The sequence below is a fragment of the Nonomuraea jabiensis genome, from assembly GCF_014204795.1.
GTDB lineage: Bacteria > Actinomycetota > Actinomycetes > Streptosporangiales > Streptosporangiaceae > Nonomuraea > Nonomuraea jabiensis.
The window spans coordinates 7,441,620-7,462,128 of the sequence record NZ_JACHMB010000001.1 but is presented as its reverse complement, the minus strand read 5'-3'; the positions used below and the strand labels follow the sequence as shown (position 1 = coordinate 7,462,128).

The 20,509-nt window shown below is 70.7% G+C and carries 18 protein-coding genes and 1 riboswitch; of the genes, 16 read left to right on the top strand and 2 right to left on the bottom strand.

The window, feature by feature from the left end:
• Positions 1-90 precede the first annotated feature (90 nt).
• The 5 genes from HD596_RS34135 to HD596_RS34115 all read left to right on the top strand — a co-directional run bounded on the left by HD596_RS34135 (position 91) and on the right by HD596_RS34115 (position 6,630).
• The gene (locus HD596_RS34135) at positions 91-1,584 is read left to right on the top strand and encodes a sensor histidine kinase (protein ID WP_185073370.1); all 1,494 of its coding nucleotides are present in this window, start codon (positions 91-93) and stop codon (positions 1,582-1,584) included.
• Positions 1,581-2,276 (top strand): response regulator, encoded by a 696-nt coding sequence (locus HD596_RS34130; protein WP_185073368.1) that lies wholly within the window; start codon positions 1,581-1,583, stop codon positions 2,274-2,276. Before HD596_RS34135 ends, HD596_RS34130 begins: the two co-directional genes overlap by 4 nt.
• A 73-nt stretch (positions 2,277-2,349) precedes the next feature.
• The gene (locus HD596_RS34125) at positions 2,350-4,386 is read left to right on the top strand and encodes an N-acetylneuraminate synthase family protein (protein WP_185073366.1); all 2,037 of its coding nucleotides are present in this window, start codon (positions 2,350-2,352) and stop codon (positions 4,384-4,386) included.
• 28 nt (positions 4,387-4,414) lie between these two features.
• A complete protein-coding gene (locus HD596_RS34120; RefSeq protein WP_185073365.1) occupies positions 4,415-5,395 on the top strand; it encodes a glycosyltransferase family 2 protein in 981 nt (326 codons plus the stop codon).
• Complete coding sequence (locus HD596_RS34115) at positions 5,395-6,630, top strand: polysialyltransferase family glycosyltransferase (RefSeq protein ID WP_185073363.1); 1,236 nt, start codon at positions 5,395-5,397, stop codon at positions 6,628-6,630. The genes HD596_RS34120 and HD596_RS34115 overlap by 1 nt, the downstream gene beginning before the upstream one ends.
• A 198-nt stretch (positions 6,631-6,828) precedes the next feature.
• Here HD596_RS34115 and HD596_RS34110 read toward each other — a convergent pair whose 3' ends face one another.
• Positions 6,829-7,989 carry a DUF6716 putative glycosyltransferase gene (locus tag HD596_RS34110; RefSeq protein WP_313047615.1) on the bottom strand — a complete coding sequence of 387 codons (1,161 nt, stop codon included), beginning with the start codon at positions 7,987-7,989 and terminating at the stop codon, positions 6,829-6,831.
• A gap of 2 nt (positions 7,990-7,991) precedes the next feature.
• Positions 7,992-8,936 (bottom strand): hypothetical protein, encoded by a 945-nt coding sequence (locus HD596_RS34105; RefSeq protein WP_185073358.1) that lies wholly within the window; start codon positions 8,934-8,936, stop codon positions 7,992-7,994.
• A 97-nt stretch (positions 8,937-9,033) separates the two neighbouring features.
• Here HD596_RS34105 and HD596_RS34100 point away from each other — a divergent pair, with 97 nt between their 5' ends.
• The 11 genes from HD596_RS34100 (at position 9,034) to HD596_RS34050 (ending at position 20,505) form a co-directional block, all read left to right on the top strand.
• Complete coding sequence (locus HD596_RS34100; protein ID WP_185073356.1) at positions 9,034-9,855, top strand: aldo/keto reductase; 822 nt, start codon at positions 9,034-9,036, stop codon at positions 9,853-9,855.
• 19 nt (positions 9,856-9,874) lie between these two features.
• Positions 9,875-10,828 carry a Gfo/Idh/MocA family protein gene (locus tag HD596_RS34095; RefSeq protein WP_221519637.1) on the top strand — a complete coding sequence of 318 codons (954 nt, stop codon included), beginning with the start codon at positions 9,875-9,877 and terminating at the stop codon, positions 10,826-10,828.
• Between the two features lie 117 nt (positions 10,829-10,945).
• A riboswitch (cyclic di-AMP (ydaO/yuaA leader) is annotated at positions 10,946-11,083 on the top strand.
• 13 nt (positions 11,084-11,096) lie between these two features.
• On the top strand, positions 11,097-11,771 hold the full coding sequence (locus tag HD596_RS34090) for a CHAP domain-containing protein (RefSeq protein WP_185073354.1): 675 nt from the start codon (positions 11,097-11,099) through the stop codon (positions 11,769-11,771).
• A gap of 147 nt (positions 11,772-11,918) precedes the next feature.
• Positions 11,919-12,635 carry a YoaK family protein gene (locus HD596_RS34085; RefSeq protein ID WP_221519636.1) on the top strand — a complete coding sequence of 239 codons (717 nt, stop codon included), beginning with the start codon at positions 11,919-11,921 and terminating at the stop codon, positions 12,633-12,635.
• 120 nt (positions 12,636-12,755) lie between these two features.
• The gene (locus tag HD596_RS34080) at positions 12,756-13,187 is read left to right on the top strand and encodes a YciI family protein (RefSeq protein WP_221520899.1); all 432 of its coding nucleotides are present in this window, start codon (positions 12,756-12,758) and stop codon (positions 13,185-13,187) included.
• A 107-nt stretch (positions 13,188-13,294) separates the two neighbouring features.
• On the top strand, positions 13,295-14,602 hold the full coding sequence (locus tag HD596_RS34075; protein WP_185078875.1) for an RNA polymerase sigma factor: 1,308 nt from the start codon (positions 13,295-13,297) through the stop codon (positions 14,600-14,602).
• A gap of 330 nt (positions 14,603-14,932) precedes the next feature.
• Entirely contained in the window at positions 14,933-16,279 is a 1,347-nt protein-coding gene (locus HD596_RS34070) for an ABC transporter substrate-binding protein (RefSeq protein WP_185073350.1), read from the top strand.
• 57 nt (positions 16,280-16,336) lie between these two features.
• Entirely contained in the window at positions 16,337-17,293 is a 957-nt protein-coding gene (locus tag HD596_RS34065) for a carbohydrate ABC transporter permease (protein WP_185073348.1), read from the top strand.
• A complete protein-coding gene (locus HD596_RS34060) occupies positions 17,290-18,120 on the top strand; it encodes a carbohydrate ABC transporter permease (protein ID WP_185073346.1) in 831 nt (276 codons plus the stop codon). Before HD596_RS34065 ends, HD596_RS34060 begins: the two co-directional genes overlap by 4 nt.
• Complete coding sequence (locus HD596_RS34055; protein ID WP_185073344.1) at positions 18,117-19,526, top strand: GH1 family beta-glucosidase; 1,410 nt, start codon at positions 18,117-18,119, stop codon at positions 19,524-19,526. Before HD596_RS34060 ends, HD596_RS34055 begins: the two co-directional genes overlap by 4 nt.
• A complete protein-coding gene (locus HD596_RS34050; RefSeq protein WP_185073342.1) occupies positions 19,507-20,505 on the top strand; it encodes a LacI family DNA-binding transcriptional regulator in 999 nt (332 codons plus the stop codon). The genes HD596_RS34055 and HD596_RS34050 overlap by 20 nt, the downstream gene beginning before the upstream one ends.
• Positions 20,506-20,509 lie beyond the last annotated feature (4 nt).

Genomic DNA, 20,509 nt, shown 5'->3' with positions numbered 1-20,509 from the left:
TGATGGAATGACCTTCTAGACGCCCGAGTATGCCCCTCACAGTGACATAGGTCACCATTGAGTAAGTTTCGTTCACAGGGGAGATGTCACATGCGGCGCTGGAGCCTGGCGGGCCAGATGCTGGTCCTGCAGCTGCTCGTGGTCGCCGTCACGGTGGCGGGCCTGGCGGTGCTCGCCATCGTGCAGGCGCACGAGCTGCTCACCGACGAGGCGAGCAGCAAGGCCAGGGCCGTCGCGGTGAGCGTGGCCGCCTCGCCCAGCGTGCTGGCCGCCCTCGACGAGCCGAACCCGTCCGTACGGCTGCAGCCGTACGCCGAGCAGGTACGCCACCAGACGGGCGTCGACTTCATCACCATCATGAAACCGGACGGCACCCGCTACACCCACCCCAACCCCGCCGAGATCGGCAAGCACTACCTCGGCCACACCGAGCGGGCGCTGGCCGGCGAGACGTTCACCGAGACCTACACCGGCACACTCGGCGAGTCCAGGCGGGTCGTGACCCCCGTCATGTCGGGCGGCCGGGTGCGCGCGCTGGTCAGCGCGGGCATCACGATCAACCAGATCAGCGCCAGGGTCCGCGACCAGCTCGCCTGGGGCGGCCTCGTCGTCGCGCTCGCGCTCTCGCTGGGCGCCGCCGGCACGTGGCTGGTCACCGCGCGGCTGCGCCGCCAGACGCACGGCCTCGGCCCGGTGGAGCTGGGCCGCATCCACGAGCACCACGACGCCGTCCTGCACGCCGTCCGCGAGGGCCTGCTGCTGGTGGGCAAGGACGGCACGCTGACGCTCTGCAACGACGCCGCCAGGATGCTGCTGGGCCTGCCCGCCGACGCCGAAGGGCGGCACGTGGACGAGCTCGGCCTGTCGAAGGTGCTGGCCGGCGACGACGAGCGCGTCCATTTGGTCGGCGACCGCGTCCTCGCCGTCAACAGCGCCGCCAGCCGGCTCGGCACCGTCGTGACCGTGCGCGACCACACCGAGCTGCAGGCGCTGACCGGGCAGCTCGACGCCGAACGCGACTTCGCCGAATCGCTGCGCTCGGCCGCCCACGAGGCCGCCAACCGGCTGCACACCGTCATCACGCTGGTGGAGCTGGGCCGCACCGAACAGGCCGTGGCCCTCGGCACGGCCGAGCTGCGCGCCGCGCAGGAGCTGACCGACCGGGTGGTCGGCGCCGTGCGCGAGCCGGTGCTCGCCGCGCTGCTGCTGGGCAAGAGCGCCGAGGCCGCCGAACGCGGCGCCGAACTCATGATCAGCCAGGACAGCGAGCTCGACGACCTGGGCCTCGACCCGCGCGAGCTCGTCACGATCGTGGGCAACCTGATCGACAACGCCATCGACGCGGCCTCCCGGGTGGAGGTCCACCTCAGCGCGGGCGGCGGCGAGGTCCTCATCAGGGTCGCCGACAACGGTCCCGGGCTGGCCGACCCGCAGGCGTTCACCAAGGGCTGGACCACCAAGGGCGACGGGCGCGGGCTCGGCCTGGCGCTGGTGGGGCAGGCGGTGCGGCGGCTGGGCGGCACCATCGACGTGAAGGGCTCGGCTTTCACCGTGCGGCTGCCGGTGCCGGAGCGGGTGCGATGACCGTCTCGGCGCCGGGATCGGGCGCGAAGATATCCGTGCTCGTCGTGGAGGACGAGGAGATCACGGCCGAGGCCAACCGCATCTACGTCGAGCGGACCCCGGGCTTCGAGGTGGCCGGGGTGGTCAGGACCGGCGGCGAGGCCCTGCGGTTCCTGCGCGGCAGGCCCGTGGACCTCGTCCTGCTCGACCTCTACCTGCCGGACATGCACGGGCTGGAGGTGTGCCGGGCCATCCGCGCGGGCGGCCTCATGTGCGACGTGATCGCCGTCACCTCGGCCCGCGACCTGGCCATGGTCCGCTCGGCGGTCTCCCTCGGCATCTCCCAGTACCTGCTCAAACCGTTCACCTACGCGACACTCTCCGAAAAGCTGACGCGTTACGCCCGGTTCAAGGACGAGGCCGGCCTGGCCGTCGGGCAGGGCGACGTGGACCGGGTCCTCGGCACCCTGCGGGGCAGCTCAGAGCTGCCGAAGGGCATGGCGCGCGACACCCTCGACACGGTCGCCGCGAAGCTGCGCGACAGCCCCGAGGGCATGGCGGCCCAAGCCGTGGCCGACGCGATCGGGGTGTCCCGCGTGACGGCCCGCCGCTACCTGGAATACCTGGTCGAGCTGGGGGTGGCGGCCCGCATCCCGCAATACGGCGGAGTCGGCCGGCCAGAGTTGCTCTACCGGATCCCCATGGAAAGTTAATGATGGTGACGCTGGCCGTTCAATCCGGACCTCTAGCTTCTGGGTGCAGTCCGATGCACTGAGGAGACAGATCTTGCGAGTCCTGGCCGTAGTTCCCGCCCGCGGAGGTTCGGCGGGCGTACCCCTGAAGAACCTCGCCCTGGTCGGCGGTGTCCCGCTGGTCACCCGAGCGGTACGGGCCGCCCAGCGGGCCGAGCTCGTGGACCAGGTCGTGGTCAGCACCGACCACGCGGGCATCGCCGAGACCGCCCGCGAGGCAGGCGCGATCGTCGTGGACCGGCCCGAGGAGCTGAGCGGCGCCACCGCCTCCAGCGAGTCGGCGGTGCTGCACGCGCTCGACACGCTCGGCGCGGAGCCCGAGGTCGTCGTGCTCGTGCAGTGCACCAGCGCGTTCATCGACCCCGAGAACCTGTCGGAGGCGGTCCGCAAGGTGCTGGACGGGGAGGCCGACTCGGTCGTGTCGGGGCTGCCGACGCACGAGTTCCTGTGGACCGCCACCGGGGCCGGCATCAACCACGACCCGGCCGTCCGCCAGCGCCGCCAGGACCGCGACCCCGAGTTCCGCGAGAACGGCGCCTTCTACGTCATGCGCACCTCCGGCCTGCGCGAGCACGGCCACCGCTTCTTCGGCCAGGTCGCCGTCCAGCCGGTGTCGCCGAAGCACGGCGTCGAGATCGACAACCCGGACGACCTGGAGCTGGTGCGCGCGCTCGCCCCGTTCATCGACGAGCCCGAGCCGATCGACGTGGACGCCGTCATCACCGACTTCGACGGCGTGCACACCGACGACCGCGCCTACGTCGACTCCGACGGCCGCGAGATGGTGCTCGTCAGCCGCTCCGACGGGATGGGCATCGCGCTGCTGAAGCGGTCCGGGGTGAAGGTGCTGGTCATGTCCACCGAGCACAACCCGGTGGTGGCCGCCCGCGCCCGCAAGCTCGGCGTCCCCGTGCTGCAGGGCCTGGCCGAGAAGCGGACCGTGCTGCGCGACTGGCTGACCATCGAGGGCCTCGACCCGGCCCGCGTCGCCTACGTCGGCAACGACGTCAACGACCTGGGCCCGATGGCCGAGGTCGGCTGGCCCATCGCCACCCCCGACGCCCACCCGCGCGTGCGCGCCGCCGCCAGGGTCGTGCTGACCAAGGCCGGCGGGTCCGGCGCCGTGCGTGAGCTGTGCGACCGCGTCGTGGCCGCCCGCCCCGAGCCGCCCGCCGCCGAGGTCCGCACGCGCCCCAGGCTCGGCCCCGTGGCGATCGGCGACGTCCTGGTCGGCGACGGCGAGCCCGTGTACGTGATCGGCGAGATCGGCATCAACCACAACGGCGACATCGACATCGCCCGCCGCCTCATCGACGTGGCGGCCGAGGCCGGCTGCCAGGCGGTCAAGTTCCAGAAGCGCACCCCCGCGATCTGCGTGCCCGAGGAGCAGAAGGGCCAGATCAGGCAGACGCCGTGGGGCGAGATGACGTACCTGGAGTACAAGGAGCGGACCGAGTTCGGCTACGACGAGTACCGGCAGATCGCGAAATACTGCGACGAGCGCGGCCTGCACTGGTTCGCCTCGCCGTGGGACGTGCCCTCCGTGGAGTTCCTGGAGGAGATGGACGTCCTCGTGCACAAGGTGGCCTCGGCCAGCGTCGCCGACCACGAGCTGCTGCGGGTCCTGGCCGCCACCGGCAAGCCGATCATCCTGTCCACCGGCATGTCCACGCTGTCGGAGATCGACGCGGCCGTCGAGATCCTCGGCACCGACAAGCTGATCATGATGCACGCGACGTCCACGTACCCGCTGCCGCCCGAAGAGGCGAACCTGCGCACGATCACCACGCTCAAGGAGCGCTACGGCGTGCCCGTCGGCTACTCCGGCCACGAGCGCGGCCTGCAGATCTCCCTGGCCGCGGTCACGCTCGGCGCGGTCACCGTGGAGCGGCACATCACGCTCGACCGGACCATGTGGGGCTCCGACCACGCCGCCTCGCTGGAGCCGGCCGGCCTCGAGCACCTCGTCCGTGACATCCGCATCATCGAGCAGGCCATGGGCGACGGCGTCAAGCGCGTCTTCCCCGGCGAGGAGGCTCCCAAGGCCCGCCTGCGCCGGGTGACCGTCTGACCTCGTCCGCACTCTGGAGAAACCACTCTTGATCACTCTCTCGGTCGTCGTGCCGGTGCTGAACGGCGAGCGCTACATCGCCGACGCGCTGTCGTCGCTCTGCCGCAACGCCCGGCACGACTTCGAGTTCATCGTCGTGAACGACGGGTCCACCGACGCCACCGGGGACATCGTCGACGACTTCACGCGCGAGCTGCCCGGGCTGACCATGCTGCGCAACCCCGCCCCCGTGGGGCTGGCCGACGCCCGCAACACGGGCCTGTCGGCCGCCTCCGGCCGGTACGTCACGTTCATGGACGCCGACGACTGGCTCGCCCCCGGCTACCTGGCACGGCTCGTCGAGGCGATCGACGGGCTCGGCTGCGACTTCGTACGCGCCGACCACGTGCAGGTCGAGGGCCGCAAACGGGTCGTGCACCGCGCCCCCATGGCGCGGAGGGGCGTGGTGCTCGACCCACGGGAGGCGATCCTGCCCGCGGGCATGCGGACCATGGTCGACTACCCGTACGCGTGGGCCGGGATCTACCGGCGCTCCCTTCGCGACCTGCTGCACTTCCCCGGCTCCCTGCACACCGCCGAGGACCGGCCGTGGATCTGGCGCCTGCACCGGGAGGCCGCCACGTTCGCGGTGGTGTCGATGGCCGGGCTGTTCTACCGCCGCCTGGTGTCCGGGTCGCTCACCCAGGTCGGCGACGAGCGCCAGCTGCACTTCTTCGACGCGTTCGACCTGGTGTTCAAGGATCTCGAGCCGGAGTTCCTGCCCAAGGCGGTGCGGAACTTCTGCGCGCTGCTCGCCCACCACCTGGAGATCGCCGACCGGTTCACCCCGGCGCTGCGCTCCCGCTTCGAGGAGCGCGGCGCCCACATGGTGCGCGCCCTGCCCGCCGAGCTGGTGTCGGAGTCGGTGGCGCGCATGTCCGTCGAACGCGAGACGACGCTGCGGGCCCTGGTGCCCGACCTGCCGCCCAGCTCGCACGTCCGGGTCCGCCGCGACCGGGAGGAGACATAGTGAAGGTCTTCTACGCCTCGACGCTGTTCGGCGCGATGTCGCTGGCCGCCGCCATCGACGACGGCCGCTTCGGCGACGGGCGCCGCGTGCTGATCGTGTCGAACAACGCGGCCATCCCCGAGGTGACGGCACCGCTCGACAGGTCGCCCGGCTTCGCGGTGCTGCGCTCGCGCTTCGACGCGGTGCACTCGTGGAACGACCTCATCGCGCCGCTGCACCCCTCCGACTGGCGCGCCCGCGTCATCGAGGTGCCGATGATGGAGCGCCTCCTGCGCTCCGTCTGGGGCCTGGACGGGGTCGAGGAGCTGGTGCTGGAGTCCATCGCGGTGCCCCCGGCCCGCACCATCGCCGGGCTGGTGCGCGACTGCCCGATCACCGTCTACTCCGACGGCCTGATGAGCTACGGCCCCACCCGCGACCCGCTGCCGGCGGAGATCTACCGCCGCATCGGCCGCCTGTTCCACCTGGACCTCGTGCCGGGCCTGACCCCGCTGCTGCTCAGCGAGTACGACGTCCCGCCCTCGGTCCTGCCGGACGAGCGGTTCATGTCGATCGTGCACGAGGTCACCGCCACCGCCCCCGACATGCTGCCCGGGCAGGCGATGATCCTCGGCCAGTACCTGTCGGCCCTGGAGATCGTCACGCCGGAGGAGGAGGCGGCGCTGCACGAGACGATGCTCAAGGCCCTGGCCGCCCGCGGCTACACCGACATCGTCTTCAAGCCGCACCCGGCCGCCGGGCGGCGCCACGCCCAGCTCCTGCGGGCCGCGGCCGAACCCCTGGGCGTGCGGCTGTCGGTGGCCGCCGAGAGCGTGCCCGCCGAGGTGTGCTTCGCGGCGCTGCGGCCCGAACTGGTCGTGGGCTGCTTCTCGACCGGGCTGCTGACCGCGCAGCGCTACTTCGGGCTGCAGGTGGCCTCGTACGGCACGGAGCTGGTGCTCGACCGGCTGGCGCCGTACGAGAACAGCAACCGGATCCCGGTCACGATCGTGGACGCGCTGCTGCCCCGGCTGTCGCCGGACGGCGGCATCGAGCACCCGACGGCGGTGGACCTGCGCGGGCTCGTCCGGGCGGTGGGCTACTGCATGCAGGCCGAGACGTACCCGGAGCTGCGGCCGGCGAGCATCGAGTTCGACTCGCGGTACTTCAAGCGCAAGCGCCTGGAGACCCTCGGCCTGGTGGCCCGCCCCACGGCGCTCACCCGGCTGCGCCGGAAGATCCGCTCGGCGATCTGACACCTCTCACCAGAAAGGCCGCAACCCCGACGACGGGGTTGCGGCCTTTCCGCGGTAGCGGGAACTCCGGGGCGGGTGGCCCTCGTTATCGCGCTCCGCCGGGGACCGCGACCCTGGGCGGCGGGAGGGACCCTCTCCCACCGTCCGGGGTCGCGGTCCCGCCGGGGAACAGGGCACGCCGCTCAGGAAAGGCGGCGGTCAGCCGAGGGCTTTGAGGTAGCGGCGCATGCGGCGCTTGGCCCGGTAGCCGGCCCGCAGCATCGAGGGATGCACCTCCACCCGCAGCCTGGCCCGCCGCCGCGCCGCCGCGTGCTCCGGCCCGTCCAGCAGCGACCGCGCCGGTACGCGCGGCCCGCCCGCCACCAGCCCGGCCAGCCGCCCGGCCCAGTCGTTGCGCGCCGGCGGGTGGAAGTAGTTGGCCTCGCACCACTCGGGAGAGGCCGCCCGGAAGCCGCCCTTCGCCAGGTCGTCGAGCGTGCCCAGCAGCCCGCTGCCCTCGAACACCAGGTTGATCATCTCGGCGCTGACGCCGAAGTCCTCCAGCACCAGCGACGGCACGCCCAGCGCGATCGCCTCCAGCGCCGCCGTCGAGCTCACCGTGACGAACCCGGCCGCCCGTTCGAGCTGGTCGTGCATCGACCCCGCCGCGAACTCCACCCGGCCCGGCTCGCCCATCTCCCGCCACAGCCGCTGGTAGTGGTGGCGCTCGTTGTGCGTCTGCCGCTCGTCCTCCAGGGCCCGCAGCTTGACCACCACGTCCAGCTCGGGCCGCAGCCGGGCCAGCTCCGCCAGCGCCAGCAGGATCCGCTCGCGCTCCGGGCGCTCCCGGGGCACCTTGGCCTGGGTGGCGAACACGACCCGGTTCCCGCCCCCGCTGACGACGTCGGAGCGCAGGAACGGCAGCCTGGCCAGCCCCACCGCCCCTCCCCCGCCGAGCCGGCCGGCGATCTCGGAGAACTCGGCCACCTCACGCTCGCTGTGCACCACGAACAGGTCGCACCCGCTGCGGAACAGCCACGCCTTCTCCGTCGCCGGCACCGAGATGCCCGGCAGCCCGCTCACGAACACCGGCCGCGGCCGCAGGTCGCCGAGCACGTCGGCCACCAGCACGTCCACCACCGGCCCCGTGCAGGCCACGAGCACCACGTCCGGCCGCATGCGCTCGGCCAGCCGCCGCACGGACCGCGCCGAGACCACCGGCGGCGGCTGCGCACCGCCCACGGCGGCGGCGATCTGCTCCGGCGAGGGCGCGATCGGCGTGCGCACCACCACCAGTTCCGCCGTGCCGCCGGGGGGAAGGTCGCCGAGCAGGCAGGACGCCCACTTCAGATACGAGTCGGAGTCGGCGACCGCCAACACTTTCAACCGGACACTCCTGTCAGATGCGAGCGAAGGGCGGGGGCCGCCCTGCTGGTCCACCAGTCCTCAGGAACGTCCACGGGCTCCACGGCGACACCGCGCGGGCTGAGCAGCACCCGCAGCGAGGTGATCGCGGTCGAGGGCAGGCTGAGCACCCGCTGCCCCGGGTCCAGGCCGCGCAGCGTCAGCTCGGCCGGCGCGCCCACGTCGTGCACGGTGATGCCGGGGCGCTCCCTGATCAGGGCCACGTCCACGGGGTCCTCGCGGCGGTGCGGGTAGTACGCGAGCGGCTCCTGGGCCGCCAGGTCCGTCAGCCAGCGCAGGTAGTGGTCGCGGTGCACGAGCCCGTTCCGGACGAGCGAGGTGCCCAGGACGACCGTGCGCTCGGCGGGCCCCTCGGCGCTGGGCGGCTGGGCGCGCAGCCAGGCGAACTGGTGGCGTACCAGATTGATCCCGGCCCGCCGTACACCCTCCGCCAGGGCCTCGTCCACGGGCAGGGCGGTGAAGACCGACACGTCGCTCAGGCGCAGCCGCAGCGCGGCCGCCAGCCCCAGCGCGGAGCGCAGCCTGGTCGGCTGGGCCCTGGCCCGCAGCAGCGGCCGGTACGGCCCCGCGGCCAGCAGCTCCAGCAGCCGGAGCGTGGCCAGCCCGTCGTCCACGATGACGATGCGTCCCGGGCGCGAGGTGAGCCAGCGCAGCTGCACCCTGCCGGAGAAGGCGTCACCGACGGCCTGCACGCGTCTGGGCATGCGCTCCCGCGGCTCCCCCAGCTCCAAGCCGTCGGGCAGCCCGAGAGACCTCAGCTCCCGACGCGTGGCCTTCAACGGTCGCAGACCGGCGCGCGGCACGACCACCGTCTCGGGGCCGAGCACGCCCGCGTGATGGGCCTCGACGGCGCACAGCATCTGGAGCGGTGACTCCACCCAGGCCGACGCCTGTACGACCACTCCTGTCCTCCCAGCCGGGTGATGGCCCGTTCACGACCGCTTCAAGCTAGCCCCACCGCCTTAAGCCACCAGAAACGCGACGTGAACAATGGAGGGTATGAACTCGCTCATGCTCAACACCGACGGCGTGCAGATCCCGCAGCTCGGCTACGGCGTCTGGCAGGTCCCCGCCGACGAGGCCGCGCAGGCCGTCACGACCGCGCTCAAGGCCGGTTACCGGCACGTGGACACCGCCGCCGCGTACGGCAACGAAGAGGGCGTGGGGCAGGCCGTACGCGAAAGTGAGCTGCCGCGCCGGAAACTGTTCGTGACCACCAAGCTGTGGAACGCCGACCACGGCCGCGCGGAGGCGGCCTTCGACGAGTCCCTGGCCCGGCTCGGCCTCGACTATGTCGATCTTTTCCTCATCCACTGGCCGGTGCCGCAGCAGGACAAGTACGTGCAGGCGTGGAAGGCGATCGAGAAGATCTACCGTGACGGGCGCGCCAAGGCCATCGGCACCTCCAACTTCACCATCGCCCACCTCACCCGTCTCATGAACGAGACCGACATCGTGCCCTCCATCAACCAGATCGAGCTGCACCCCTACCTCCAGCAGCGCGAGATGCGCGCATTCCACGAGGCCAACGGCATCCTCACCGAGGCGTGGAGCCCGCTCGGCCAGGGCCAGGGCCTGCTGGACGACCCGGCGCTGGCCAAGCTGTCGGACAAGTGCGGCAAGACGCCCGCGCAGATCGTGCTCCGCTGGCACCTGCAGCTCGGCCACGTCGCGATCCCCAAGTCGGCCAACCCGGCGCGCATCGCCGAGAACATCGGCGTCTTCGACTTCATCCTCGACGCCGAGGACATGGCCGCCATCGGCGCGATGAACAGGGGCCAGCGGATCGGACCCGACCCCGACACGTTCGATCTGACCTGATTCGTCTACGATCTTCCGCGTGCGGGATTTTGCGTGGGGCATAGCGGCGACAGGGAATATCGCGCGGACCGTCGGGGCGGCCATCGCGGCCGAACCCGGCATGCGGGTGGCCGCCGTCGGATCGAGAAACCTGGGGCGGGCGCAGGCGCTGGCCGCCACGCTGGGGGCGGAGTCCGCGTACGACTCCTATGAGCGGCTCTGCGCCGACCCGGCCGTGGACGCGATCTACGTGGCGACGCCGCACGCCCAACATCTGGAGGTGGCCGAGGTCGCCATCGCCGCGGGCAAGGCCGTGCTGTGCGAGAAGCCGCTGGCCGCCACCGTGGACGACGCGGAGAAGATGGTACGCCTGGCCCGCGAGGCGGGCGTGTTCCTGATGGAAGCGATGTGGATGCGGTTCAACCCGCTCATCCAGAAGATCGCGGCCGACGAGCGCTTCGGCGACCTCCGCTCGGTGCACGCCTCCTTCGGCTTCGCCAAGCCCTACGACCCCGAGCACCGGCTGTGGGCGCCGGAGCTCGGCGGCGGGGCGCTCCTGGACCTGGGGATCTACCCGTTCGGGCTGGCCCAGCTGCTCCTCGGCATGCCCTCCGACCTGCGCGTCACCGGCACTCTGGCGCCCAACGGCGTCGACGCGGAGGCCGGCGGCGTCCTGCTCTACCCCGGCGGCAGGAAGGCTCTCGTGGAGACCTCGTTGCTCGGGAATTACCCGAACCATGCCAGCGTTGTAGGCACTCGGATGCGGGCGGACCTCCAGGCGCCGTTCTGGGCCACACCGCGGATTGTGCTCTCTGGGCCCTCCATGAAGCCGGAGGAGTACCTCCTCGATCCGGCCGACAACGGGTACGCCGGGGAGCTCCGCGAGGTCCGGGCCGCGACGGCCGAAGGCAGGACCGAAAGTTCGATCATGCCGCTTGACGAATCCCTTGCCATGATGGGGCTTCTGGCCGAGGCTCGCAGGCAGGTCGCCTAGCTGGACCTTTATCGATTTGTAACGCTCTTGCCTTATGCATTACGTTTAAGGCATTCTTGAGACATACGTCCGGTTTGTCCGGACTTGTCCGACCATCGCAAGACACATCACAGGACCGTCCTGTGACCGCTGAATCCGCCCTCGGGCGGAACCGGGGACCCACGTCCTTTGGGGTGAATCGGCACTTCGGTGCCGTAGGGCAGCTTCCACGCCCGAACCCGTCAGCTAACCCGGTAAGCGGCATGGAAGCAAGGAGCAAACCCCCTCGATGGCCAACTTCCGCTTTACCTCTGCTGCGAAGACCAACATCGCCCGCGCCCTTCTCGGCGCCACCATCCTCGGAACCGCGTTCGGCGCCCACATGACCAGCGCCACCGCAGCGGAGAAGCAGCCGATCGACACGGCCACCGTCGCCGACCACGCCGACCGTTCGCGCGAGACCAAGGTCACCGTCACCGCCGACCAGGTCCTGTCCCTGGCCAAGTCCCAGGTCGGCATCACCGAGAACGCGGCCGGCGGCGGCACCAAGTTCCAGCGGTGGTACGCCAACTCGCAGCGTGCCGCCGAGACCATCGCCCGTGACGGCGGCAGCCGCGCCGACTACCTGAACGCCGCCTGGTGCGCGATGTTCGTCTCCTGGGTCGGCGACCAGACCGGCGCCCGCTCGCAGATCGGCTGGGACGCCTGGACCGTCGCCCACGCCAAGTGGTTCCAGGCCAACCACCGCTTCGGCACCGAGGCCAAGCCCGGCGCCATCGTGTACTTCTCCTGGAGCGGCAGCAAGGACCTCAACGACATCAACCACGTCGGGTTCGTCGAGAAGGACAACGGCGACGGCACCATCTCGACCATCGAGGGCAACACCGGCAACGGCAAGGTCGAGGAGCGCGTCCGTCCCAAGTCCCAGGTCGTCGGCTACGGCTACCCCCAGTACCGTTCCTGACCGGACTCCCCCGGCGCCCCCTGACGAGCGCGCGTCCCCCCAACGGGACGCGCGCTCGCCGCGTTCCACCCCCGGCGAGTGCGGCGGCCCACCACCGGGGAAGACCCGAGGCGAACCGCCCGCGACCTCGCCAAGGAGCCGCCCACCATGCCAGCCGCGCGCAGACGCCCCGCAAGGCTGATGTGGAGCGGGCTGTGCCGGGTCGCCGACGGGCTCTTCCCGCGCGGCGCCAACCCGCACGGCGTCCTGCCCGCCCTGCTGATCCTCCTGGCCCTCGTCACCGGCCTCGTGGACGCCGTCAGCTTCCTCGGCCTGGGCCGCGTCTTCGTCGCCAACATGACCGGCAACATCGTCTTCCTCGCCTTCGCCCTGGCCGGGGAGGCCCAGATGTCCAAATGGGCCTCGCCCGCCGCCCTGGCCGCCTTCGGAGCCGGCGCCTGGGGCGCCGGCCGGCTGATCAGGCGGACCGCGAACACGCGACGGGCGTTCGCCGTCGCCACCGCCGTGCACACGCTCCTGGTCGCCGCCGCCCTCGCCGTCGCCCTCGTGGCCGGACACCGCACGACCTGGTCCCACGCGGCCCTCATCGCGCTGCTCGCCTGCGGCATGGGCCTGCAGAACGCGTCCGTACGCGCGCTCGGCGTGCCCGACCTGGTCACCAACGTCCTCACCACGACCCTCACGGGCCTGGCCGCCGACACGCCGGGCCGGGCCGCCCTGCGCCGGGCCGCCTCCGTGGCGGCGATGTTCCTCGGCGCCCTGGCCGGCGCCACCCTCCACCTCGTCACCGGCCCCGCACCCGCCCTCGCCGCCGCCCTGATCCTGCTCGCCACCGTCACCCTCCTGGCGCGCCGAGCCCGGTAGGCGCCTTTACATTGTAGATTTACGTGAATCTCCCGCGTACGTGTCGATCCCGCCTCTCGCCGTTCGACGCGTTGACGAGAGCCCGAACCGGACGGAAGAGAGGCACCACCCGTGAAATTCATGATCGTCGGCAAGGCGAGCCCGGAGACCGAGGCCGGGGCGCTGCCCAGCCAGCAGGTCGTGGACGACATGCACGCCTACAACGAGGCGCTGACCAAGGCGGGCGTGCTGCTGGCCGCCGAGGGGCTCTACCCGAGCTCGCAGGGGGCCCAGATCGCCTACAGCGGCGGCAAGGCGACCGTGATCGACGGCCCCTTCGCCGAGGCCAAGGAGCTCATCGCCGGCTTCTGGCTGATCCAGGTCAAGTCCCGGGAAGAGGCGATCGAATGGGCGCTGCGCGTGCCGGTGCCGCCGGGGTACGACGGGATCGGGCTGGACGTGTGGCGGGTGTTCGACGCTTCGGACGTACCGGACGACTCGCTGCCCGCGGACGAGCTGGAGCGCGAACGAGCACTACGCGAACGCCTCGGCGTCGACACGCCCGGCACCTGACCCGGCCGCCCGTGCCTGTCCCGGCGCGCATCGGGCGCGCACTCGGGAGGGCCCCGCCGGGGCGCGGGTTGCCGGCCGCGGCTTCGTGCTGCTCTCATGGGCCGGTGATGGCATCCGACGCCGACCACCAGGCCCAGACCGGGACTCAAGCCGACGCCCCCGCTCGCCGCGGGACGGAGACCCATCGCGCCATCGAGGCGGTGTGGCGGATCGAGGCGGCCCGGCTCATCGCCGGGCTCGCCCGGCTGGTCCGCGACGTCGGCCTGGCCGAGGAGCTGGCCCAGGACGCGCTGGTCGCCGCCCTGGAGCAGTGGCCGGAGTCCGGCGTGCCCCGCAACCCCGGCGCCTGGCTGATGACGGTCTCGAAGCGCCGCGCCATCGACCTCATCCGCAGGAACGAACGCCTTCAACGCAACCTGATCGAGCTGGGCCACCGGCTCGACCAGGACGAGGACCCGCCCGAGGTGGACGAGATCGAGGACGACCTGCTGCGGCTGGTGTTCACGGCCTGCCACCCGGCGCTCTCCGTGGAGGCCCGGGTGGCCCTCACGCTCCGCGTGCTCGGCGGCCTGACCACCGACGAGATCGCCCGCGCGTTCCTGGTCCCGGAGCCCACGGTGGCGCAGCGGGTCGTCCGGGCCAAACGCACCCTGGCCGACAAGAAGATCCCCTTCGAGGTCCCCCAGGCCACCGAGCTGCCGGCGCGCCTGGACTCGGTCCTGGAAGTCATCTACCTGATCTTCAACGAGGGCTACTCGGCGACGGCCGGCGACGACTGGATGCGTCCCGCCCTGTGCGAGGACGCGCTCCGGCTGGGCCGGGTCCTGGCCGGCCTGATGCCCAGGGAGCCGGAGGTGCACGGCCTGGTCGCCCTCATGGAGATCCAGGCCTCCCGATCGGCGGCCCGCGTGGGCCCGTCCGGCGAGCCCATCCTCCTCCTCGACCAGAACCGCGCCCGCTGGGACCGGCTCCTCATCCGCCGCGGCCTCACCGCCCTGGACCAGGCCGAGCAGCTGGGTGACGGCACGCTCGGCCCGTACACCCTCCAGGCCGCCATCGCCGCCTGCCACGCGCGGGCCCTCGACGCGCAGGACACCGACTGGGTACGCATCGCGAGCCTGTACGAGGCGCTGGCCAAGCTCTCCCGCTCCCCCGTCGTCGAGCTCAACCGGGCCGTCGCCCTGTCCATGGCCTACGGCCCCGCGGTCGGCCTGCAGCTCCTCGACCAGATCGCCGGCGAGCCGGCCCTCAAGGACTACCACCTGCTGCCGAGCGTACGAGGAGACCTGCTCTTCAAGCTGGGCCGGCGGGAGGAGGCCCGCGCCGAGTTCGAGAGAGCGGCGGACATGACCCGCAACGCCCGCGAACGCGCCCTCCTCCGGGAGCGCGCCACCGCCTGCCGCGTTCAGACGTGACCTGAATGCGTCCCGGTCCCTCCGACCGGCGTTCTCACTGGCGGTGTGACCGGGAGAAAGCGTGGTCGGTGCGGGTGACATGCCCTTGATGCGACACAAAAGATGCCTCTTGAGGTGGGAGCGCTCCCAAGCGGCCCTTTGCGAGGTATAACGCCAAAAATCCCGTTCTACAGTGACAAACCGCCTCATTGGTAACGGTTGCGTTTCGGTGGATTGACGTGCAGACCACGTAAGTGCACCCTTTGTGGGAGCGCTCCCAAAGACTCCCACCGCGGCGGAGCGCGAGCCGCGGTGCACTCCCCCAACATTCACCCGAGAAGGGGTCCACCCATGATGATCAGCAAGCGTCGCGGCGGTCTCGCCGTGGCCTCTGCCCTGGCCGTGGCGGCGCTGACCGTCGCGTCCTGCAGCTCCGGCGGCGGTACCAGCACGGGGTCCAGCGGCGCTCCCGCCTCCTCGGCGGCGGCCGAGCCGGTCACCATCCGCGTTCAGACCTTCGGCGGCGGCACCAACTTCGGCTACAAGAACGCCATCACGAAGTGGAACGCCGAGCACAAGGACATCCAGATCAAGGAAGAGCACCTGACCGACCAGTTCGAGCAGCAGTACTGGCCGCAGATGATCCAGTGGCTGCAGGCCGGCAACGGCGCGGGCGACGTGGTCGGCATCGACGAGGGCGGCATGGGCCTGGCCAAGGCGCATCCCGAATGGTGGGCCGATCTCAAGGAGTACGGCCTGGAGTCCCGCAAGGCGGACTTCCCGGCGTGGAAGTGGGAGAACGGCGTCACGGCCGACGGCAAGCTGTTCGGCCTGGGCACCGACATCGGCGGCATGAGCCTGTGCTACCGCGCGGACCTGTTCAAGAAGGCCGGGCTGCCGACCGAGCGTGACAAGGTCAGCGCGCTCTGGCCGACCTGGGACGAGTTCATGAACGTCGCCAAGACGTTCCAGTCGAAGGTCAAGGGCACCAAGTTCACCGACGGTACGAACACGCTCTACCAGGTCGTCCTCTACCAGGAGGCGGCCAAGAACGGCAACGTGACGTACTTCGACAAGGACAACAACCTCATCGTCGACAAGAACCCGGCGGTGAAGACGGGCTTCGACTTCGCCATGAAGATGAGCCAGCAGGGCCTGACCGCCAAGCTGCGCAACTTCACCGACGAGTGGGCGGCGGGCACCCAGAAGGGCGCGTTCGCCACGGTCGGCTGCCCGTCCTGGATGCTCGGCGTGGTCAGCGGCAACGCCGGCGACGGCGGCAAGGGCAAGTGGGACGTGGCCTCGGTGCCGGGCGGCGGCGGCAACTGGGGCGGCTCCTGGCTGGCCGTGCCCAAGCAGTCCAAGCACCCGAAGGAAGCCGCGATGGTCGCCGACTACCTGACCAACGCGCAGACCGAGGCGAGCATCTTCACGGACTTCGGCAACATGCCGAGCAACACGAAGGCCCAGCAGGACCCGGCCGTCCAGGGCGCGAAGAACGAGTTCTTCAACGACGCCCCCATCGGTGAGATCTTCGCCAAGTCCGCGTCGAGCCTGCAGCCGGTCTTCCTCGGCGTGAAGCACGCCCAGGTCAAGAACGCCATCGAGTCCGTCATCCAGGGCATGGACGACGGCTCCGTCCCGTACGACAAGGCCTGGCAGCAGCTGGTCGACGACGCGGTGAAGGCCGCGGGCTAGTCTCCCCGCCCGGCCCGCGAGCAGCGGGCCGGGCTTGTTGCCGCCGAAAGGTCTGCCATGAGTCTCGACACCCTTCCGCGGGCGGCGCGGAACAACCACCGCCGCGCCCGTCCGCCCGGCCGCCGCTGGCGTTCACGATTCGACGTCAAAGCGATGCCGTACGCCCTGGTGTCCCCTTATTTCCTGCTGTTCGCCGCCTTCGGGCTGTTCCCGTTGGCCTTCACCCTGTACTACTCGCTCTACGACTACGACCTGGCCGGGACCGTGGAGTGGACCGGGCTGGGCAACTACACCGCCCTGCTCGGGGACGAGGACTTCTGGAACGCCGTGGTCAACACGGTGGGCATGTTCATCCTCGCCACCGTCCCCCAGATGGTCCTCGCGCTGCTCCTGGCCAACGCGCTGAACAAGCGCCTGAAGCTCCGCCTGGCCATCCGCATGAGCGTGCTGCTGCCGCTGGTCACGTCGGTGGTCGCGGTCGCGGTGGTGTTCACGCAGCTGTACGCCCGCGACTGGGGCCTGGTCAACTGGGTCCTGAGCTGGTTCGGCGTGGACAACACGAACTGGCGGGCCGAGCGCATCCCGTCGTGGATCGCCATCGCCACCATGGTCGACTGGCGCTGGACCGGCTACAACGCGATCATCTTCCTGGCCGGCATGCAGACCATCCCCCGCGACCTGTATGAGGCCGCCGCGATCGACGGCGCCTCGCGGCGCAGGCAGTTCTGGCAGATCACGCTGCCGATGCTGCGCCCGACGATGATCTTCGTGGTGCTCAACTCCACGATCGGCGGCCTGACGCTGTTCTCCGAGCCGACCACGTTCTACAACGGCAACGTCGACGGCGGCTCGCAGGGACAGTTCCAGACGGTGGCCATGTTCATCGTCAAGCAGGGCTTCCGCGAGTTCGACTACGGCTACGCCGCGGCGGCCGCCTGGCTGCTGTTCCTGCTCATCCTCATAGGAGCGGCGATCAACTTCCTGTTCGTGCGCAGGATCGGGGGCACCAGATGAACAACTTCTCCCCGACCCTCGCCACCCGCCTCATGCTGGCCCTGGCCGTCCTGCTGTCGGCGTTCCCGCTGTACTGGATGCTCGTCATCGCCTCCCGTACGAACGCCGACGCGGTCGCGGTGCCGCCGCCGTTCCTGCCGGGCGGGAACCTGGGCGACAACATCGTCGCGGTGCTCAACAACGAGGACGCCAAGTTCCTGCTGGGCCTGACGAACTCGTTCATCGTGTCGAGCATCGTCACCGTCTCCGTGGTGATCATCTCCACGCTGGCCGGCTTCGCGTTCGCGAACCTGAGCTTCAAGGGCAGGAACCTGCTGCTGGTGCTCGTGCTGCTGACGATGGCGGTGCCGTTGCAGCAGATGGGCGTGGTGCCCCTCTACCGGCTCATGGTGAGCCTGGAGTGGACCGGCACGCTGAAGGCGGTCATCCTGCCGTACCTGCTCAACGGGTTCGGCGTGTTCCTGATGACGCAGTACACCCGCCAGGCCGTGCCGATGGAGCTGGTCGAGGCCGCCCGGGTCGACGGCGCCGCCACGCTGCGGATCTGGTGGAACGTCGTCCTGCCCGCCGTGCGTCCGGGCATGGCGGTGCTCGGCATCAACACGTTCATGCTCATGTGGAACGACTTCATGTGGCCGCTGATCGTGCTGACCCCGGACAACCCGACCGTGCAGATCGCGATCACCTCGCTCAACGCCAGGTTCTCCACGAACTACACGTTGATCTTCGCGGGAACGGCGTTGTCCATCATTCCGCTCATCGCAGTATTCGTCGCTTTCGGCCGCCAGATCGTCGGCGGCCTCATGGAAGGTGCGGTCAAGGCGTGACGACACAAGAGGAACAGACGCGTGCCGGGCTGCGCTTCCCTGCGGGCTTCGCGTGGGGCGCGGCGACCTCGGCGTACCAGATCGAGGGCGCGGTCGACGAGGACGGGCGTGGCGTCTCCATCTGGGACACCTTCACCAGGACGCCGGGCCGGATTCTCAACGGCCACAACGCGGACGTGGCCATCGACCACTACCACCGCTACCGGGAAGACGTCGCCATCATGGCGGACCTGGGCCTGTCGGCCTACCGCTTCTCGGTCTCCTGGCCCCGCATCCAGCCGACCGGCTCCGGCAAGGTCAACCAGAAGGGCCTGGACTTCTACAAGCGGCTCGCCGACGAGCTGCGCGGGCACGGCATCGACCCGTGGCTGACCCTCTACCACTGGGACCTGCCGCAGGCGCTGGAGGACAAGGGCGGCTGGCCGAACCGCGACGTGGCGTACTGCTTCGCGGACTACGCGGCGACGGTCCACGAGGCGCTGAAGGACCACGTGCACACCTTCAGCACCGTCAACGAGCCGTGGTGCGCCGCGTTTCTCGGCTACGCCTCGGGCGAGCACGCCCCCGGCCGTCGGGAGCCGGAGAACGCGATCAGGGGCGCGCACCACCTCAACCTGGCGCACGGGCTGGCCGTCCAGGCGATGGACGCCCGGCGCGTCGGCGGCTGCGTGAACCTGTACGCGGTCACCCCCGCCACCGACAGCGCGGAAGACCTGGACGCGGCCCGGCGCATCGACGGGCTGCAGAACCGGTTCTTCCTGGACGCGCTGCTGCTGGGCCGCTACCCGGAGGACGTGCTGGAGGACGTGCCGGGCGAGATCGACTTCATCCAGCCGGGCGACATGAAGATCATCAACGCGCCCATCGACGTGCTGCTCGTCAACTACTACAGCCGCTTCACGGTCTCGGGAGCACCAGGCGGCAGGCAGTCGGCGGCGGCGGCCCCCACGGACTCGGGTTCGCCGTGGGTGGGCAGCGAGCACGTGTCGTTCGTCAGCGGCGGCCAGCCGGTGACGGCCATGGGCTGGGAGATCGACGAGGGCGGCCTGGTGGAGGTCCTCACGAGGGTGGCGCGGGAGTACCCGCCGATCCCGATGGTGGTCTCCGAGAACGGCGCCGCCTTCGACGACGTGCTCGACGACGGCCGGATCCACGACGACGAGCGGCGGGCGTACGTGGAGGCGCACCTCGGCGCCTGCAAGCAGGCCATCGAGGCCGGCGTGCCCCTGGAGGGCTATTTCGCCTGGTCACTGATGGACAACTTCGAGTGGGCATGGGGCTACGGCAAGCGGTTCGGCCTGGTGCACGTGGACTTCGAGACCCAGGAACGGCTGGTGAAGGACAGCGCGCTCTGGTACTCGGAGATCATCCGGCAGAATAGGCGCCATGAACCGACCGACTCTTGAGGCAGTCGCGGCTCGGGCCGGGGTAGGCCGGGGCACGGTGTCTAGAGTCATCAACGGCTCGCCGAACGTCAGCTCCAAGGCCCGCGAGGCCGTGGAGCTGGCCATCCGCGAGCTGGGCTACGTGCCCAACCGCGCGGCGCGCGCCCTGGTGACGCGCCGCACCGACGCGGTGGCCCTGGTGGTGTCCGAGTCGCAGCTACGGGTGTTCGACGACCCGTTCTTCGCGGGCACCATCCGCGGCATCGGCTCGGCGCTGTCAGAGACCGGGCTGCAGCTCATCCTGGCGATGGCCCGCACCACCGAGGAGTACGACCGGCTGGAGCAGTACCTGACCGGGCAGCACGTCGACGGCGTGCTGCTGCTGTCGCTGCACGGCGCCGACCCGCTGCCGGAGCGGCTCGAGGAGATGGGCGTGCCGACCGTGCTCGGCGGCCGGCCCGTCGGGCTCGACCCCTACAGCTACGTCGACATGGACAACAGGGCAGGGGCCCGGCAGGCGGTCAAACACCTGCTGGGCCTCGGCCGCACGCGCATCGCCACCATCGCCGGTCATCAGGACATGGGCGTGGGCGTCGACCGTCTGGCCGGCTATCGCGACGCGCTGTTGCCCGCCGGGCTGCCGGAGCTGGTGGTGTACGGCGACTTCTCGGAGGAGAGCGGCTCGGCGGCGATGACCCAGCTGCTGGCCAGCCATCCCGATCTCGACGCGGTCTTCGCCGCGTCCGACCCGATGGCCCTGGGCGCGATGCGCGTGCTCAAGGCGGCGGGGCGGGCGATCCCGGAGGACGTGGCGGTGATCGGGTTCGACGACTCCAAGGCCGCGCTGCACGCCGACCCGCCGCTGACCACCGTCCACCAGCCGACCGAGCAGATGGGCCGGCAGATGGCGCAGCTGCTGGTGGCCCGCATCAACGGCGAGGAGCTGCGCCAGCCCGTGGTGATCCTCGACACCCACCTCGTACGCCGGCAGTCAGCGTGAAAGG